The organism is Lacticaseibacillus mingshuiensis (assembly GCF_016861785.1).
GTDB lineage: Bacteria > Bacillota > Bacilli > Lactobacillales > Lactobacillaceae > Lacticaseibacillus > Lacticaseibacillus mingshuiensis.
In genome coordinates this window covers 23,635-40,929 of sequence record NZ_BOLS01000010.1, presented here as the reverse complement: position 1 = coordinate 40,929, position 17,295 = coordinate 23,635, and the positions used below count along the sequence as shown (strand labels likewise).

Here is a 17,295-nt window from a genome sequence, read left to right as displayed (position 1 = left end):
CCGGATTGTTTCTTGTGAAACATAACAAAAACGGAGCTGACAAATTCTCGTCGGCTCCGTTTTTGCGTTCAATTGAGGTCCCCACTGTTCTAGGTGAAGTCCGTCTCCCAGATTAGGAACGAAACTAGAAACGAAACTGCGGCAGTAATGTCTTACTTAAGTTGATCAATTGCTGGATATCTGTCGAGGTCGGAATCTTCGGATTTAGCAGGTAAAAATCGCGGTGAAATTCCTCTGATAGCTGCTGATAGGGCAGTAAAGTGCCGACGATTGCTCGTTTGGAAATAATGGCTTTTCCGATACCCATCACCACCAGCTGTTTGAGCAGCGTATCATCTTGCACGCGAATGATGTGAGTAGGTCTTAGGTGGTGGAGTGTGAAGTACTTCTCGGTGTATTCGCGTTGGGTGGATCCTGGGGCACCCATCAACCAAGCGTTGTTTTCTGGGTCGCCGGCCAGCACGAGCTCGTCTGACGCAAAGGCTGTCTGTTCAACGTGTTCCGTCATAAACGGCTTCTCGAGGACGCCGAAGTCGATCTCATGTTTGATGATATCGTCCAAGATCTTACGAGAGTCAGCGGTGATCAGCTCAAAATCAAAGTGATCTGTATACCGCCGTAAACTGAGAATCAACCGCGGAAGGACATACATTGCGGTAGTTGGTGAGGCACCGATCACACAGCGGATGCGTCGACTATGGTGCTTCTTAACAAGGTGATTCAGTGAGTTTTCCCAGTTACGTGAAATAATTTGGGAGTCCATATAAAACCGGTTCGCATTTTCAGTTGGAATCAGGCCTTTGTTACCATTTCGGATGAAAAGTTGGACACCAAGTTCCTCCTCAAGCTTTTTTAATTGAACGGAGACGCTTGGCTGAGTGACAAATAGAGCCTTTGCAGCCTTAGTGATACTTCGAGTCTCATAGACCTTTTGAAAGATCGTTAATTCATGGAACATTCGTAAGAAACCTCCCGTTATAGTCAAAAGCTATGAACCTATTTACAAATATAATATCACGAAAAGATTGTGAAGAAACTCCTAATTAAGTATTGGCGATAAATCACCGAATACATTGAGAACTACAAAATTTGCGGTGCGAATTGTGAAGGCTAATTACAAAAATCACAAGTATAAAACATCGTATCCTGTGGTCTGACGGTGTTTATATTAAATATAGTTATGCTACTGTAAAGACGACAACCGAGCGCATCGAGGGAGTAAGGCGCGATCGGATAACTAATTTGGAGAGAAGGTATCTTGATGAAACATTTGGATTGCATTGCTGGATTTGTGCTACTGGCAGTACTGTTGATTGGCGGGCCATTTGCTCTGGCAACCAATATGCTATATATCCGCTTATTATTGGGGCTGGCCCTCGGGTACATCCTTTCACGTTCCTACACTGGGTTTGCAGGCAGCGTCAACCGCGCTTACAAGACGGGTTCTACGTCGCTGATGCGGACGATGATGTTTATGTTTGTGATCACAGCAATCGCGAACATGGCCTTTCTGGTGCTTGCACCAGATATCAAGGCTTATGATCTGTGGATCAACCCAATCAACTTGGGGTTGTTGCTTGGCGGCCTTTTATTCGGTCTTGGTATGTCGTTTTCGTCCTGCTGTGCATCTGGCGTCTTGACTGATCTGGCCACCGATGCGCCACGTGCAGGTGTGACGTTGATCTTCTTCTGCTTGGGTGTGTTTGTTGGTTTTCCAGTTCAAGCAACGGCGAGCTGGGTAAAAGACTCATGGTTCACTTCCAGCACGGGCGCAAAATTTGCCAATGGCGTGTTTATGCCGGATTGGTTCAAATGGGATGGCCTGAACGGGTATCTTGGCGCGATCATTCTGACGATCATCTTTGCCGGCATCGTGGTCTGGCTTTCTTATCGCTACGAGAAAATGCGTCGCAACAATAAGACCTATGTGGGCGTCCCATCAGAGCGAGTTCAAGAGAACGCCCCAAAACAGGATATTGCTGAGTTCGCTGTTGGATCAGAGAAAAACTATTATGCATTGTTCGTAAAGCCTTGGACACTGAAACAAGGCGCGATTGGCATGATGATGGTCTTTGTGCTGTTGATGGGCCTGACCAAATCGGGTTGGGGCGCATCGACCCCTTATGGCTTCTGGTTTGGCAAGGTGCTTAATCTTGTTGGGGTCTCAGCGGATAGCCTTGCTAACTTTACGCATCAGGCACCCGCAGTCTTTTCTAATCCCTGGTTAAGCAACCCTGTGACCGTCCAGAACTTTGGTATCTTCCTCGGCGCAGTCTTCTTCATTCTGTCCTCTGGGCTCTTTAAGGAGACGATGGGCGCAATTCCGCGGCTCACGGGTAAAAGTACTGTCATGTATATCATTGGCGGCTTTACAATGGGCTTTGGGACCCGGCTGGCGAACGGCTGCAACGTTGGGGCTTTGTACAGTCCGATCGCAGAGTTCTCGCTTTCTGGCTGGATTTTCTTAATTGTGCTGGTTCTCGGCGCGATTGGCGGTAATCGCATTGCCAAACGTGTTTACGGTTACTAAAGTGATAGAGGAGGCAAAATCATGGCTAAAAAAATTGTGATTGTTGGCGGTGTCGCTGGTGGGGCGTCTGTTGCGGCACGTGTTCGCCGGCTTGATGAAGAAGCAGAGATCACCATGTTTGAAAAAGGGCCAAACGTTTCATTTTCAAACTGCTCATTGCCATATCATTTAAGCGGGATGATCGAAGATGCGGATAACATCGTACTGATGGACCCAGATCAATTTAAAAATCAATACAATATCGATGCTCGAATCAACTCGGAAGTGATCGATGCCGATCCTTTAGCGAAAACAGTCTCAGTGAAAAATGTGAATACTGGCGAACTGACAACCGTCGAGTATGATGAACTGGTCCTTTCGCCAGGGGCTGAGCCCGTGATGCCGAGCTGTATCAAGGGAATCGACCGAGACAACGTCTTTTCTGTTCGCAACGTTGTCGATATCAAAAAGATTGCTACATATCTCGAGGTCAATCATGTTAGTGATGTGGCGGTGATCGGCGGCGGCTTTATTGGGTTGGAAGTAGCAGAGAATCTGGCCCAGACCGAGCGGCACATCTCCTTGATTGAAGCGGCGGATCACGTGTTGGCCACGATCGATAATGATTTTGCCCAGTTGGTGCATAAGACGCTCTACGATCATGGTGTGGATGTAGTTCTTAAGGATGGGCTGGCTGAGATCACAGCTGACCATATTGTCCTTGGCTCGGGTCGAACCGTTGATGCGCAGGCGGTCATTGTCGCGATCGGCGTGAAACCTGAGACGGCACTTGCGACAAAGATCGGCTGCAAGATCGGACTGACCGGCGGCATCTCAGTTGATCAGCATTTTCAAACGAGCCTGCCACACGTCTACGCGGTTGGTGATGCCATTGAGTTGACGCATCGCATCACGCGTGAAAAGACCAGATTAGCGCTGGCCTTTCCGGCGCAAATGGAAGCACGAGATGCGGTGGACCACATGTACGGTCGTCCTGTACAAAATCGTGGTGTGATCGGCTCACAAGCGATCCATATCTTTGACCTGAACGTTGCATCGACAGGCCTGACGGAAACAACATGTCGTCGCCTCGGCATCGATTATCGCAGTGTCACCATTATTCCTAAGGATAAAGTCGGGATCATGCCGAATGCCCGCCCCCTGCACATGAAGCTGGTCTTTGGCTATCCGAGTGGTGAAGTGCTTGGCGCTCAGGCAATTGGAGAATCTGGCGTCGATAAGCAGATCGATATTGTTGCGACTATGATCACCATGCATGGCTACGTTGAGGACCTGACCCATCTAGAGGTCTGCTACTCACCATGGTTCTCGACTGCGAAAAATGCGGTCAACATGGCTGCGTTGGTAGCGGAAAACATCTTGAACGGTGAATACAAGCAAGTGCCCGTCACAGATGTTCGCAAATTAGTTGAAAAAGATTCCTTTATCATTGATGCCCGCGAGCCTGATGAGTTTGCAGAAGGCCACATTATCTCCGCCATCAATATTCCGCTTTCTCAGTTCCGTCGACGCTTAGACGAGATTCCTGCTGACAAGCCGGTCTACGTTCATTGCTTGTCGGGACAGCGGTCTTATAACATGGTCCGGGCTTTGAACAACCTGGGTTACGATAATGTTGTCAATATTTCTGGGTCTTTCCTGGAGCTTTGTGAATACGAATACTTCGAAGACCAGGTGTCGGGGCGCAAGCCAATCGTCACCAATTATCGCTTCGACTTGTTATAAGATGTTTTTCAAATTGACCATCAAAGCGCAGCTGGTAATCAGCTGCGTTTTGGCATTTAGAAAGGAGGGGATACCTCGATGTCGCATAAGCGTTCAGAGATCCGCATCACGGGTGCTGTTTGGCTTTGTCTACTTGTATTGTGGATCTTGGTAACTAATACAGGGCTGGTCTCCTCGATTTTGATTCCTTCGCCGCAAGCTGTCTGGCGGACTTTTGTTGGGGTCTTAATACATGGCTATAATGGGATTCCGTTTTGGCAACACCTTGGAATCACGCTTTGGCGTTTGTTCGCGGCCCTCCTGCTGGCCATTCTCACAGCGGTTCCGATCGGATTAGGTTCTGGCGTGTCGCCGAAGATCTATGCCGCGGTGGACTCGCTGATTCAGTTTTATCGGCCAATTCCACCGCTCGCGTATTATACGCTCCTGATTCTTTGGTTCGGTATTGGTGAAGGGTCCAAGATACTGCTCCTATATTTGGCGGCTTTTGCGCCAATCTATTTGGCCTGTGTCGAAGGGGTCCACCACTTGAATAATGAGTACCTATTGTCGGCTCGTAGCCTTGGCGCGGGAAAATGGACGACATTTCGTTACGTGACTCTGCCCGGTGCGTTACCCGATATATTTACAGGGATTCGGACGGCCATGGGGGTCTCCTTTTCGACGCTTGTCGCGGCCGAAATGGTGGCTGCAACTTCAGGCATTGGCTGGATGGTGATCGATGCCTCCAAATATTTGAAGAGCAGCGTTATGTTTTTGGGTATCTTCATTCTTGGCGGACTTGGCCTCCTTTTGGATTGGTTTTTGCGAGTGTTAGAGAGACATATTGTCTTCTGGAAAGGCCATGAGTAAATGACCAATAGAAATCGAGGCTCTCGCGTTTTTATAACCGGTTGGGCTTCCTTCATGAAAAGGGTACTTGCTGCCTTCTTGTGCCTTAGCATCTTCATATTAGTTGGTTGTCAGCGTCATGATGTGGCCTCTGGAAATGCACCAGTGCGCATTGGTGTGCTGAACACCCCAAACGATGTGGCCGTTGCGCGGCACCTAGGATACTTTAAGGAGGCCTTCCCGGGACGCAAAATCTCGTTTATCACGTTTGACTCAGGTGTTGATGCTAATAAGGCACTGATGTCCGGCGGCGTTGATTTTGCGACTATGGGCGATACAAATGGCGTTGTCGCGTTATCGGCAGGGATTCCCGTGCGGCTGCTGTGGATCAATGAGATCTGCGGAGCCAATGAGGCGTTGGTGGCGAGAGATGGTTGCAAGATTCATTGCCTTGAAGACGTAGCGGGAAAGACGATCGCAACGCCATTTGCCTCGACCAGTCACTACAGCTTGATGATCGCACTCAAGCAGGCGGGACTGACGCATAAGGTACGGTTACTGGACATGGATACGCAAAATATCGTCGCCGCTTGGCAGCGAGGGAACATCGATGCAGCCTACACTTGGCAACCGACTTTGACCGAGCTGCTCAAAAACGGGCAGGTGCTGATCGACAGCAGTGACTTGGGAAAAAAGGGCGTCCAGACCGGCAACATTACGCTTGTGCGTGAGGCGATTCTGCAGGAACGTCCGGACGATGCGCGCCGATTCACGGAGGCGGTGGCGAAGGCGCATCGTCTGCGCGCAAGTGACCCAGCCAAGGCCGTCGCCGCAGCTGCAGCCCAGACTGGAATTTCGGTCGCCGAAGCCAAAACGCAAGTAGCGGGGACCACCTGGCTCACTCAAGCCGAAATGTATCGCCAAGATGGGTTGGGGACGCCATCTCATCCCGGGGCTTTTACACGGGCGATGATGCGTACCGGTCAGTTTATGCATCAGCAGCAGACCGTATCCACTGCACCGACACTCAGCGAGTTTTCAACATTTATTGATACAGGGGGCAAGTGAGATGACAGCGTTGGTGACAGCTTCAGATCTAACGATTCAATATCCCGAAGCACCAAGCCCGGTCGTCCAAAATGCGGCCTTTTCTGTTGAGACGGGCGAGGTCTTTGCGCTTGTCGGCCCTTCCGGATGCGGAAAAAGTACGATCTTGCGCGCTTTGGCGGGATTCATTCCTTATCAGGGTCGACTGACGATGGCTGGGGATGCCATTGCTGGTTCAAATTGGCAACGAGGGGTGGTCTTTCAGAACGCCTCGCTTTATCCGTGGCTCACGGTGGCCGATAACATCGGCTTTGGGTTAAAAGTGCGCGGGTTTTCCCGTGACGCCATTCAGAAACGAGTGACTGATCTGCTTGAGACCGTGGGCTTGTCTGGTCAGGGCGAGAAAAAGACATTTGAGTTGTCTGGCGGGATGCGGCAGCGTGTGGCGATCGCGCGGGTATTGGCGAACGAGCCGCCCTTGATGTTGATGGATGAACCATTTGGCGCGCTCGATGCGTTTACCCGCGCCCGTATGCAACAATTAGTTCTCGATATTTGGAAACGGCGCGACACCACCGTCTTTCTGATCACCCATGATCTGAATGAAGCGATACGTTGTGCGACCCACATTGCAGTGATGACGGCCTCGAGCCACCAAATTACGCAGATCGTACCCAACCCGTATCAGGGATGTGATCCGGAGACTGTGGCAGATCCAACCCTTGAACAACAGATCGACACCTTTCGTCGAGATTTACTGAAAGCAATTGACCCTACGCGAGATTAACAAGATCCTCAAAAATAGCGCGCCGCCACTGTGCAAATTGCACAAGTGACGACGCGCTATTCATTAGGGAGAAACGGGCCCCTTCATCTGAGAGTGCGGCCGCTTAGGGAGGCGTGCCGCACCGCTTTAGATGGGCTCCGGTGCGCATGGTCGAGACAGCTAGGTACGCCAAGCACTCGGTGGCAAGGTGTGCCACCAAGCGCTTGGCTAGCCTACCTGCTCGACCATAAGCGCGCACCTTCGCACCCTTTAGTCGGGCTCCAGCTCGCATGGTCGGGACGTCTAGCTGTCTCGTGTACTCGAGGCGAAGTGCGCCTCAAGCACCCGAGCCAAGCTACCCGCCCGACCATCCCGCGAGCTTCCGCACCCTGTAGTCGGGCTCCGGCGTGCATGGTCGAGACAGCTAGGTACGCCAAGCACTCGGTGGCAAGGTGCGCCACCAAGCGCTTGGCTAGCCTACCTGCTCGACCATAAGCGCGCACCTTCGCACCCTTTAGTCGGGCTTCGTGGGGCAGGGGTGAGTCATCTAACTGGTCCCGTCACTCGGGGCGAAGTGCGCCCCAAGCGCCAGGCCCAAGTTAGCTGCTCACCCCTAAACGCCCCGCTTCGCACCCTAGCCATTTTTTGATTCAAATGCGTTTTCGATTGCGGCGAGGGAGACTTCAGATGTTGCGGCAAAGTTCAGGTCGGCTTCGTGCAGGATCGTTGGGTCGCCGATGCCGACGGAAAATTCACCGGCCGCGTTGATCGCCTGAATGCCGGCGACGGCGTCTTCCAGGCCAACTGCTTCGCTTGGCTTGATGCCGACCAATTCGGCCCCCTTCACGAAGATCTCCGGATCAGGCTTGCCGTGGGTCAGTGTGGCGGGGTCGACCATCGCGTCAAAATAGTCGGCCAGGCCAAGGCGGGCGAGAATCGTCGGGGCGTTTTTCGAGGCAGAGGCCAGGGCGAGTTTGTAATCCGCCGCCTTGAGCGCTTCGAGAAAGGCCTGCATGCCGGGTAAAATGTCGGCCGGGGTCATATTCGCCAGCAGCCCGACATACTCGTTGTTTTTCTCCGTGGCAAGCGCCTCTTTTTCGGCCGGGGTGAAATCATTTTCGCGGTGGCCATGGCGCAAGATCACTTCCAGGGACTCCATGCGGCTGATGCCTTTCAGTGCCTCGTTGACTGTTGGATCGATCGTGATACCGATGCGTGCGGCGCAAGCTTTCCACGCCTGATAATGATATTGGGCGGTGTCGGTGATCACACCGTCGAGGTCAAAGACAAAACCTTTGAGCATTTGTTTCTCCTTTCTATTTTGCCCGCCAAGCCGCTGGTAAGGCGACGTTCAGCGGTGTTTCCTGCAGGGTGGTCTCCTTGCCGTACAGCGTCAGGGTCGTCGGCTTGGTGGCGGTCAGGGTGACGGTCTCTGCGGTCACCTTTACTTGAATGTTTGCGCCGCGATAGTTGATGCGGAACTGATAACCTTGCCAGCTGGCCGGCAGCCCCGGATTCAGGATCAGTTCCGGGCCGTCTGAGCGCAGGCCGCCGAAGCCATACACGATGTTCAGCCAGGCCGCCGCGATCGAGGTCGTGTGGAGGCCATCGCGGGTGTTGCGATTGAAGTTGTCCAGATCCATGCGCGTGGCAAAGCCAAAGAAGTTGATCGCGTCATCGAACTTGTGCAATTCCTGCGCCAAAATCGAGTGAATGGAAGGGGACAGCGAGGATTCGTGGATGGTCCGCGGGGTGTAGTAATCGTAGTTGAGGCGCTTGGACCGCGCCGTGAAGTCTTGGTTATAAAGGAACTGGAACATCAGGACATCTGGTTGTTTGATCATGTCGTTGCGGAACAGGCGGTCATAGGACCAGTGATCGTACAGCGGAAAATCGGTGACCGGAATCTTGTCGACATCGATGTGCGGCAGGTCATAAAAGCCTTGTTGCTGCTCGATCATGCCGTTGGTGTCGCCGAGAAAGACCATGTGATCGCTGGCGTCTTGGAAGTTGGCGAGCTCCTCATCGGAAACGCCAGTCTTTGCCACCAGGTCGGCGTAGGTTGCCGGATCTGTTTTCGCCAGGTGCTGGGCGGTCTCGATGGTGAATTCGAAGGTCTTGAGCGCCATGTAATTGGTGTAGGCATTGTGATTGGTCATCACTTGGAACTCATCGGGCCCCATCACGCCATAGAAGCTGAATTCGTGCTTGCGGTTCCAGGCGCCACGCGAGTACAGGAAGCGCGAGATCTCAACCAGCATCTCGATGCCATGGGTGTTGAGAAACGCGGTGTCATCGCTGAGGTGCGCGTAATGCCAGATCGCATAGGCAACCGCGGTGCTAGGCTGCAACTGGGTGTTGGCGTGCTGCCACAGGGAGGTGGATTCGTCGCCGTTGATCGTGGAGATCGGGTAGCTGGCGCCTTCGCAATCCACCATTTTTGCCCGGCGCTTGGCCGCATCCAGCGTCGAGTAACGGAACTCGACCAGATTTTTCGCCGCCTTGAGGTCGTTGAATAGGTAAAATGGCAGGCACATTGTTTCCGTGTCCCAGAAGGCGAGGCCCCCATACGCCTCGCCGGTCAGGCCCTTGGCGCCGATGTTGTTGGTCGGGTCCTGGCCATGATAGGTCTGGGCCATTTGAAAAATACAGTAGCGAATGCCTTGTTGGTCGGCGACATCGCCGTCGATCTGAATGTCATTTTTCGCCCAAAAATCATCCCAGTACCCAGTCTGCGTTTTCAGCGCAGCTGCATAGTCGGCCTGGTCAGCGCTGGTAGTGAGGCCGCGTTGCCAGATCGCGTCGTTGGCGACCGCCTCGTCTTTTTCAACGATGTTCGTGACCTGCTTGGTGAAGGTGAGCGGCTCGTTGGCGGTCAGGGGCAGTTCATACGCCGTGCCGACGACGCGCGTCTGGTCAAGCGGGGTGCTGGTCGTCGGAGTGACGCCAGTGAAGCTGACCTTGGCGAGGGTGAAGACGCGCTTGCGGGAGGTGCGGGTCTTGCCCAAAATGCCAAACGCCGTCAGCTCATTGAAGTCGCGCACATCTTCCCAGTGCGGATCGGGATCGGCGCCATGGCGGGTGTCAAAATCAACACGTGAGGTCAAGGTCGCGCTGCCGGAAAAATTCAGCGGCGTGAGGGTGACTTGCTGATAGGCACTGCTGGCATCCACCATGGAAATGAAACGGGTGAAGGTCAGCTTGACTTGGCGGCCGTCTGCCAGCTCCCAAACGAAGCTGCGGGTCAACACGCCGTTGCGCAGGTCGAGCTGGCGGGTGAAGTCGCTGACGGTTGCCTGGTGCAGATCGAGGCGCTCGCCGTCGATCTCAAGGCTCATGGCCAGCCAGTTATCCGCATTGACCATGAAGTGGCCGCGTTTTTGAATCCCGGCGTACTGAATGCTCGGGTCCTCTGCGCCGTATTCATAGACGCCGTTGAAGTAACTGCTGATCAGCGAATCGCCTGTGTAGTCTTCGTCGAAAAAGCCGCGTGCCCCGCTGTATTCATTGGCGAGTGAAAAGATCGACTCCGCCACGCGGCCGTGTTTTGGATCAAAACCGGCTTCACTGACGGTCCAGGGATCGACGGTGAAGTAGCGGTCTGCAATTTTTGCCATCCTAGTTTTCCTCCACTTCGGGTTGTTCTTGTCCTGCTTTGAGCGTGACGCTGTAATGCCGGCCGTGATAGCCGACGTGAAAACGCATCGCGCGCCACTGCGGCGGGAGCTGGTTCTTGAATTCAAGTTGCCCATCGCGCACCTGCATCCCGGCAAAGCCGCGCATCGCGACCAGCCAGGCGCCCCCATTTGCGGCGGGGTGGGTGCCGCCGATGTAGATCGACCCGGCCCATTGTTTGGACTGCCCGGTCAGATCGACCGTTGCCGTTTTGACGAAAAAGTCATGGGCGGCGTCCCCCAGGCCCAGCCGCGCCGCTTCGATCGCGTACATACTCCAGCTGAGTGAGGAGCCGTGTTCGGTGCGGGGCTCATAGTAGGCATAATTTTGCTGGTGCGTTTCAGGGGAATAGTCTTGTGGGAAAAGCGCGAGCATCATCATCACATCGGCCTGCTTGATCACCTGTGTCTGCGAGGCCACACCATATGCGCCGCCCCAATATTCACGCGGATCCAGCAGCCGGCTGCGCACGGCCTCGACCGTGGTGTCTTCGAGGCCAAAATAGCCATCAAACTGGGCGATCACGCCGTCTTTGACCAGCGGCTGCTTTAGTTTCGGCAGGCTGGCCGCGATCAATTGCGGCAAGTCGGCGTAATGGAGCTGGCCGAGCATCGTCTTGAGGGCGGACGGCGCCTGTTTTTGCAGCCAATCGATCACCGCAAGCGCCGCGCGCCAAGTCTCCTCGATGATCTTGTTGGTGTAGGCGTTGTTGTTGACGCGCTCGTGGTATTCATCCGGCCCGATGACGTCATCGCAAACGATCGTGTCATCCAGCAGGCCTTGCTTGACGTAATCCAGGTAAAAACGGGCGCATTCCAGAATCACTTCGGCGCCGCCGGACAGCAGCAGTTTCGGATCGTTCAGCCACTGGGCAGTCTGCCAGATCGACAAGGCGATCGCCCCGGAAATATGGACCTGCTTGTCCCGAAAATACGTCCGCATCGGCCGCTTCGTGAACACATCGGTGACGTTGAAATCGGAGGTGGCGTCAAAGCCATTCTCCTGGCTTTCCCAGGCATAAAACGCGCCTTGGAAGCCGTAACTGGCCGCTTTTTGCTTTGCTGCCTGCAGCCCGCGGATTCGGTAGCCCACCAAACTGCGGGCCGTTTCGGCATCCGTCGCCAGGAAAAATGGCAACATGAACATTTCCGTGTCCCAGAAAATGGCGCCTTTGTAGGTTTGCCCGGACAGGCCGCGCGCCGGAATCGACTGATCGGCGACGCCATGCGGGGCGATCGCGAGCAGCTGATACAGACTGTAGCGCAGGGCCCGCTGATCATCGACCGGGCCGTCGATCTCAATATCGCTTTGCGCCCACCACTTGGCCCAAACGGCTTCATGCGCCGCCTGCCATGTGGCGAAATCGCTGGCCTGCACCCCGCGCATCGCCAGGGCGATCGCGTTGTCGTCGCGCTCGGTCTCGCTGACGCCGAAAAAGACGGTCAGGGTGACCGGCACGTTTGCCGTCAGGTGCAGCTGATAATTGCGGAACAAGCCGGTCGTGGCGCGCTCGATGCTGGCTTCAGCCGGCGCATCCAGGAATTGCTTCTGCCAAACGGCGATCGGGACACATTTTTCCCCGGTGCGGGCGAAGACGCAGAACGTGTCATCTTGGACGGTCTGGGCGTAGTTGAATAAATGCGGTCCGTTGATGTCCCACACATCGTGATCGATGCCGGCGCGCAAGGTGAAGTCCCCGGCAAAATCCGCCTCGATGTGATATTGCAGTGCGCCGTAATGGGTGGCAGCGGCACTCAAGAAGCGCTCGCTGGTGATCGTCACGGTGCCTTCTGGGGCTTGGAAAACCGTGTGGCGGCTCACCTTGGCATGCTGGCAATCCAAAGTCATCGTGTGCGCAAGCGGGGATTGCTTGAGCACGCTGAAGGCCTGATCGCCGCGCGTCAGGGTGATCGCCATTGGGTCTGGCGCGTTAACAGTTTCGCGCCATTTGTCGCCATTGCGGTCATAGACCCCGCCGAGGTTCAAGGCGACCAATTGTTTTTTGCCATACTCTTCAAGGACGCCGCGGTAGCCCATATAACCGTTGGCGAGCATGAACCGGTTGCCCAAGCCATTGAGATCCTCGGGGTCATAACCGGTCTGTGTAAATAGCCAATCCGAATTCATTGTCTCCTCCTAGTAGGGCTTCCCGGGGCAGGTCTGAGACACTTAGCTGGACTGTGCACTCGAGGCGAAGAACGCCTCAAGCACCCAGTCCAAGCTAACTGCTCAGACCTAAGCGCCCCGCTTCGCACCCTGTTAAACTGCGCTTGGCTCAACGCGCGCGACGATCTGTTTGAAGATCAGGGACTGCAGCCAGACGCAAACGCCGAAGCCCAGGAACGTGAACCAAAAGATCAACGTCCATATGCCGACGCTGCCAGCCATCAATAAGATCAGCGGAAAAATAGACGCAAGCACCAATAGCGCGCACCAGCCGACGTGATGCAGCAAGATGATCAGCAGATTGTGCGTCGCGTGGCCGATCGTTTCGGCGTATCGACTGAGATACGGCGGCAGCATGCTCAGGATCGCCAAGGCGAAAATCGCCAGGACGATCAAGAGATTGCCGAACACGAGATGCAGCACGACTGGCAACTTGATCAGATATTTCAGGTCAAAGAACAAAACGAGCAGTACCGCCGCCACAATCAGGCTCCAGGCAACGCCTTGCTTCAGATTGGCCTTGAAATAGTGCCAGTAATCATGGATGACCTTGGTCTCCTGATTATCGTAAATGCGCGCCATCACAGCATTGCCAGCCATGAGCGAGGCCCCGATCGTCACAACTGGCAAGCTGGTGAGCAGCATGCAGAAGTGCAGGAGCCAGACATTGGTGACATTTTCCAGAAGCCGCATGAAGGAGCTGTTGTATGAGAGAATTTGTTTCATGATTGATCTCCTATTTGAAAAGGGTGCGGAGCGGGGTGCTTAGGGGTGAGCAGCTAACTTGGGCCTGGCGCTTGGGGCGAACTTCGCCCCGAGTGACGGGCCCAGTTAGATGCCTCACCCCTGCCCCGCGGAGCCCGACTGTGAAAAGGGTGCGGAGGTGCGCGTTTATGGTCGAGCAGGTCGCTTTGCCTTTACCTTGCAAAAAGGCGAGGCGGGTTCAAAACAAAAATGTTTTGTCCACAGCCTCGCCAGTCTGTCCGCTTTACAGCAGTATTGGTTTACTTATTGATGGTCTTTTCGTAGCGGTCATAAGCCGTCTTTTGAATCTTGACAAAGTCCTTGAGACCCATCTGATTCAGCTTGGAAATGTAGCCATCCCATTCCTTATCAACGCCGCCCTTGGTGACCCACTTCGAGGACATCTGGGTAACATAGCTGCTGATATCGGTGTACTGCTGGGACGTGGTCTGCAGTTCTTCAGGCGAGAAGGTGACATTCGGGAAGGCCGGACGCGCATACTGCTTGTATTGCGCATCGAGCTGAAGCTTGGTGTAATCCCCGTTGTCCTTTGGCAGGATGACTTTCTTGTCAAATGAAGGATCGGAGTACTTCGGCCCAAAGTCGCGGAAGGAGTTTGTCCAGGCAAAGATATCACTGGATTGACCCTTTGGCGGGGTGAGGACTTGGATGTCGCCGTTGTCGAGTTTCTTGGTCCCAACGCCAAATGAGCCGTAGTAGGTCTGAATCGTGGCATCGTTGGTGTAGTACTTGTCGGCCCACTTCATCAGCTTGTCGACGTTCTTGGCATGCGTGGTCACAAGGAATTCGTTACGAGAATAGTTCCAGTGATCTGGGTCAGAGTTGACGTAGCGGTTGCCATCAGGGCCTTTCAGCGGCGGCAATGCGACATACTGACTCGCGTTGGCACCGAAGATCGCATCGGCGGTCCAGCCAGCAGCGACCCCAACGATCGCGGTCTTGGCCTGAGCCTTGGCTTGCGCCTGAGAAACATCTTCCGTGAAGATCTGTGGATCGATCAAGCCGTTCTTGTAAGCAGAGGCCATCCAGGAGATACCCTCTTTGTAGTTATCCGTGGTCGGCTGATAAACAGGGGTGTCGCCATCCATGACCATGTTTTGCGCAGAGGTGTTTGGCGAGGTGATGCCAAATGGCTGGATGAAGTTCAAGATCGCGTCATCGTTGCCGGCGCCATAAGGAATCTCATCTTTTTTGCCGTTGCCGTTTGGATCGTCGTTCTTGAACGCGGTCAGAACTTTAATGAAGTCTTGATATGTGTCAGGCATCTTGAGGCCGAGCTTATCGAGCCAGGTCTTGTTGATGAACAGCTGGTTGGTGATCGTTGGCCGCATCGGGGACTTCTTTGGCAGGCTGTAGATATGGCCATCAGGTGAGGTGACCATCGCCTTCAGAGCCGGATCCTTGTCAAAAGCCTTCTTCAGATTCGGCATATCCTTGTCGATGTAATCTTCAAGTGGAATAAAGCTGTCCTGGTTCTTTGCGACTTCCGCGTCGGTCAAGCAGATATCGCCCCAGAAAGCATCGGGCAGATCACCGCCGGACATGACAACGGACTTCTTGTCGCCCCAATCGGAGTTCAAATAAGTATTCCATTTAACCTTGATCTTCGAGTCCTTTTCCGTTTTGGCGACAAAGCCCTTCAGGAAGTCGTTCCCCCAATCGGACCAACGGACTGTGGCGATCGTATATGATGGCGTACCGGAAGTGGTCGTTTTGTCAGCGGATTTGTTGCCACAAGCGGCAAGCATGAGCACACTGGCAGCGGCCAAAAGACCGGCACTGAGCAATTTCTTACTCAATTTCATGACTGTATTTCCTCCCCTAATTGAAATTCCCTAATTACCCTTTAACTGAACCTAACATAACGCCCTGGTTGAAGTATTTCTGCAAAAATGGATACAGTGCCATGATCGGCAAGGTGGAGATCACGATCGACGCGTATTTCATCATGTCTGACAACTGTTGAAGCTCGGCTGCCAGCTGCCCGGTGGTGTTGCCGGCCAGTTGCTGATTGGAGATCAAGATGCGCCGCAAGATGAGCTGCAATGGCTGCAGGTTCTCGTTTTGCAAATAGATCAACGCGTTGAACCACTGATTCCAGATCCCGACGGCCGTCCATAACCCGATGACCGCAAGCACCGCCTTAGACAACGGTAACACGATACGCGCAAAATAGCGGAAGGTTCCTGAACCATCCAACTGGGCCGCTTCCCAGAGACTGTCAGGAATGCTCGACTGGAAGAACGTCCGCGCCACGATGATGTTGTAAGGTGAGACAGCGAACGGAATGATCATGACCCAGAAGTTGTTGACCAAGCCAACACTTTTGACGGTCAAATAGATTGGGACCAACCCGCCGCTGATGAACATCGGAATGACGTAAAACACGTTCAACCATTTGCGTCCGCTCAGATCTTTGCGTGACAGCGCATAGCCGGCTGGAATGTTGACCAGCAGGCCAAACAACGTGCCGATCGCGGTGTACAAAATGGTGTTGAGATAGCTGCGCCAAATGATCGGTTGTTCAAACAGCGCGTTGTACCCCTTAAACGTCCATTGCCGCGGCCAGAACCAGACCTCACCGTTGGCCACATCAGCAGGATTACTGAACGACGCAATGATGATGAACCAGAGCGGGTAGATGATCGCGAGAATCATAAGTGCAGCGACAACGTAAATGATGATCTGAAAGGCCAAGTCTTTGCCGGCCAGTTTGACGTGCATGTGTTTTTCTCGCGGCTTTTTAGAAAGCGACATTGCCATTTTTCCCCCTCCTTATCAAAATAGTGTCGTATCTGTGGTCTTTTTCGAGATCCAGTTGACTGCCAGCAGTAAGATCACGTTGATGACGGTGTTGAACAGGCCGATCGCCGTCGACAGACTGTATTGGAAGTTTTGCAGCCCGATTTTGTAAACGTAAGTGGAGATGATCTCACTTCCGGCCAAGTTCAATGGATTTTGCAGCAGCAAGACTTTTTCGAACCCGACATTCAAGAGATTACCCACACTCATGATCAAGATGATCATGACGGTCGGCATGATCATTGGAATATCGATGTGCCGGATCTTTTGCCAAGCCGTGGCGCCATCCATGGTCGCCGCTTCATAATACGTTGGATCGATCGCAGAAAGTGCTGCGATATAGATGATGCTATTCCAGCCGAGATGCTGCCACACGTCCGACCAGACATACACATGGGCAAAAGAACCAGCGTCTGACATCAGATCCGGAAGCTTGGCGCCAAATAAGTGGAAGATATTGGCGAACAGCCCGGATTGTGGTGACAGGAAAATCAGCACCATCCCGCACATGACCATCGTACTGATGAAATGCGGCAGGTAAGAGATCACCTGGAAGACTTTCTTGAACCCTTGCTTGCGCATCTGGTTCGTTAAGATCGCCAGTGCGACTGGCAGTGGGGTGTTCACGACCAAACTGTAGATCGAGATCACCAACGTATTTTTCAAGGTGATCGGGAACTGGTAGGAATGGAAGTATTGAATGAAGTTCTTCATTCCGACGAATGGACTGTGAAAGACCCCGAGTGCCGGTGAATAATTCTGAAACGCCATCACCAACCCATAAAGCGGCACATAGGCGAATATGAGCAACAAAATGGCTGATGGTAACAGTAAGACGTACAGCGGTAAGCTCCGCTTGAGATTGCGGCGGCGCAACAGCTTGCGATGCGCGATGACCTCTGGATCGTCTTTGATACTTAATGCCGCTTGTGCCTCCATGATTGCCCCTCCTTTCATGGTCTTATCGTACTGTAGACGCTTTCAGCGA

The 17,295-nt window shown here is 53.5% G+C and carries 13 protein-coding genes; 5 read left to right on the top strand and 8 right to left on the bottom strand.

Annotated elements, in window-relative coordinates; genetic code table 11:
• Nucleotides 1-124: 124 nt before the first annotated feature.
• Nucleotides 125-958, bottom strand: a complete 834-nt coding sequence (locus tag JUE67_RS07435; RefSeq protein ID WP_203626661.1) for a LysR family transcriptional regulator — start codon at nucleotides 956-958, stop codon at nucleotides 125-127.
• Nucleotides 959-1,261: 303 nt separating this feature from the next.
• Between JUE67_RS07435 and JUE67_RS07430 the strand changes: the two genes are divergently transcribed.
• The 5 genes from JUE67_RS07430 (at nucleotide 1,262) to JUE67_RS07410 (ending at nucleotide 6,920) form a co-directional block, all read left to right on the top strand.
• Nucleotides 1,262-2,530 carry a YeeE/YedE family protein gene (locus JUE67_RS07430; RefSeq protein ID WP_203626660.1) on the top strand — a complete coding sequence of 423 codons (1,269 nt, stop codon included), beginning with the start codon at nucleotides 1,262-1,264 and terminating at the stop codon, nucleotides 2,528-2,530.
• Between the two features lie 21 nt (nucleotides 2,531-2,551).
• A complete protein-coding gene (locus tag JUE67_RS07425) occupies nucleotides 2,552-4,255 on the top strand; it encodes an FAD-dependent oxidoreductase (protein WP_203637107.1) in 1,704 nt (567 codons plus the stop codon).
• Nucleotides 4,256-4,333: 78 nt separating this feature from the next.
• Entirely contained in the window at nucleotides 4,334-5,107 is a 774-nt protein-coding gene (locus JUE67_RS07420; protein WP_203637106.1) for an ABC transporter permease subunit, read from the top strand.
• 144 nt (nucleotides 5,108-5,251) lie between these two features.
• Entirely contained in the window at nucleotides 5,252-6,154 is a 903-nt protein-coding gene (locus JUE67_RS07415; RefSeq protein ID WP_203626657.1) for a taurine ABC transporter substrate-binding protein, read from the top strand.
• A gap of 1 nt (nucleotide 6,155) precedes the next feature.
• On the top strand, nucleotides 6,156-6,920 hold the full coding sequence (locus JUE67_RS07410) for an ABC transporter ATP-binding protein (protein ID WP_203626656.1): 765 nt from the start codon (nucleotides 6,156-6,158) through the stop codon (nucleotides 6,918-6,920).
• 613 nt (nucleotides 6,921-7,533) lie between these two features.
• On the opposite strand, the gene pgmB is transcribed toward JUE67_RS07410, so the two are convergent.
• The 7 genes from pgmB to JUE67_RS07375 all read right to left on the bottom strand — a co-directional run bounded on the left by pgmB (nucleotide 7,534) and on the right by JUE67_RS07375 (nucleotide 17,246).
• Nucleotides 7,534-8,202, bottom strand: coding sequence for a beta-phosphoglucomutase (pgmB, locus tag JUE67_RS07405; protein ID WP_203626655.1), 669 nt, complete (start codon nucleotides 8,200-8,202; stop codon nucleotides 7,534-7,536).
• A 13-nt stretch (nucleotides 8,203-8,215) separates the two neighbouring features.
• Entirely contained in the window at nucleotides 8,216-10,516 is a 2,301-nt protein-coding gene (locus tag JUE67_RS07400) for a glycoside hydrolase family 65 protein (protein ID WP_203626654.1), read from the bottom strand.
• A 1-nt stretch (nucleotide 10,517) separates the two neighbouring features.
• Nucleotides 10,518-12,701 (bottom strand): glycosyl hydrolase family 65 domain-containing protein, encoded by a 2,184-nt coding sequence (locus JUE67_RS07395; protein ID WP_203626653.1) that lies wholly within the window; start codon nucleotides 12,699-12,701, stop codon nucleotides 10,518-10,520.
• A 132-nt stretch (nucleotides 12,702-12,833) separates the two neighbouring features.
• On the bottom strand, nucleotides 12,834-13,466 hold the full coding sequence (locus tag JUE67_RS07390) for a DUF624 domain-containing protein (protein WP_203626652.1): 633 nt from the start codon (nucleotides 13,464-13,466) through the stop codon (nucleotides 12,834-12,836).
• A gap of 278 nt (nucleotides 13,467-13,744) precedes the next feature.
• Nucleotides 13,745-15,310 (bottom strand): type 2 periplasmic-binding domain-containing protein, encoded by a 1,566-nt coding sequence (locus JUE67_RS07385; RefSeq protein WP_203626651.1) that lies wholly within the window; start codon nucleotides 15,308-15,310, stop codon nucleotides 13,745-13,747.
• Between the two features lie 34 nt (nucleotides 15,311-15,344).
• Nucleotides 15,345-16,229, bottom strand: coding sequence for a carbohydrate ABC transporter permease (locus JUE67_RS07380; RefSeq protein ID WP_203626727.1), 885 nt, complete (start codon nucleotides 16,227-16,229; stop codon nucleotides 15,345-15,347).
• Nucleotides 16,230-16,283: 54 nt separating this feature from the next.
• The gene (locus JUE67_RS07375) at nucleotides 16,284-17,246 is read right to left on the bottom strand and encodes an ABC transporter permease (RefSeq protein ID WP_203626650.1); all 963 of its coding nucleotides are present in this window, start codon (nucleotides 17,244-17,246) and stop codon (nucleotides 16,284-16,286) included.
• Between the last annotated feature and the right edge of the window lie 49 nt (nucleotides 17,247-17,295).

Bases quoted from the DNA above. Each gene is read 5' to 3' on its own strand.
- JUE67_RS07435 (WP_203626661.1), bottom strand. From the start codon at position 958: ATGTTCCATGAATTAACGATCTTTCAAAAGGTCTATGAGACTCGAAGT.
- JUE67_RS07430 (WP_203626660.1), top strand. From the start codon at position 1,262: ATGAAACATTTGGATTGCATTGCTGGATTTGTGCTACTGGCAGTACTG.
- JUE67_RS07425 (WP_203637107.1), top strand. From the start codon at position 2,552: ATGGCTAAAAAAATTGTGATTGTTGGCGGTGTCGCTGGTGGGGCGTCT.
- JUE67_RS07420 (WP_203637106.1), top strand. From the start codon at position 4,334: ATGTCGCATAAGCGTTCAGAGATCCGCATCACGGGTGCTGTTTGGCTT.
- JUE67_RS07410 (WP_203626656.1), top strand. From the start codon at position 6,156: ATGACAGCGTTGGTGACAGCTTCAGATCTAACGATTCAATATCCCGAA.
- pgmB (WP_203626655.1), bottom strand. From the start codon at position 8,202: ATGCTCAAAGGTTTTGTCTTTGACCTCGACGGTGTGATCACCGACACC.
- JUE67_RS07400 (WP_203626654.1), bottom strand. From the start codon at position 10,516: ATGGCAAAAATTGCAGACCGCTACTTCACCGTCGATCCCTGGACCGTC.
- JUE67_RS07395 (WP_203626653.1), bottom strand. From the start codon at position 12,701: ATGAATTCGGATTGGCTATTTACACAGACCGGTTATGACCCCGAGGAT.
- JUE67_RS07390 (WP_203626652.1), bottom strand. From the start codon at position 13,466: ATGAAACAAATTCTCTCATACAACAGCTCCTTCATGCGGCTTCTGGAA.
- JUE67_RS07385 (WP_203626651.1), bottom strand. From the start codon at position 15,310: ATGAAATTGAGTAAGAAATTGCTCAGTGCCGGTCTTTTGGCCGCTGCC.
- JUE67_RS07380 (WP_203626727.1), bottom strand. From the start codon at position 16,229: ATGCACGTCAAACTGGCCGGCAAAGACTTGGCCTTTCAGATCATCATT.
- JUE67_RS07375 (WP_203626650.1), bottom strand. From the start codon at position 17,246: ATGGAGGCACAAGCGGCATTAAGTATCAAAGACGATCCAGAGGTCATC.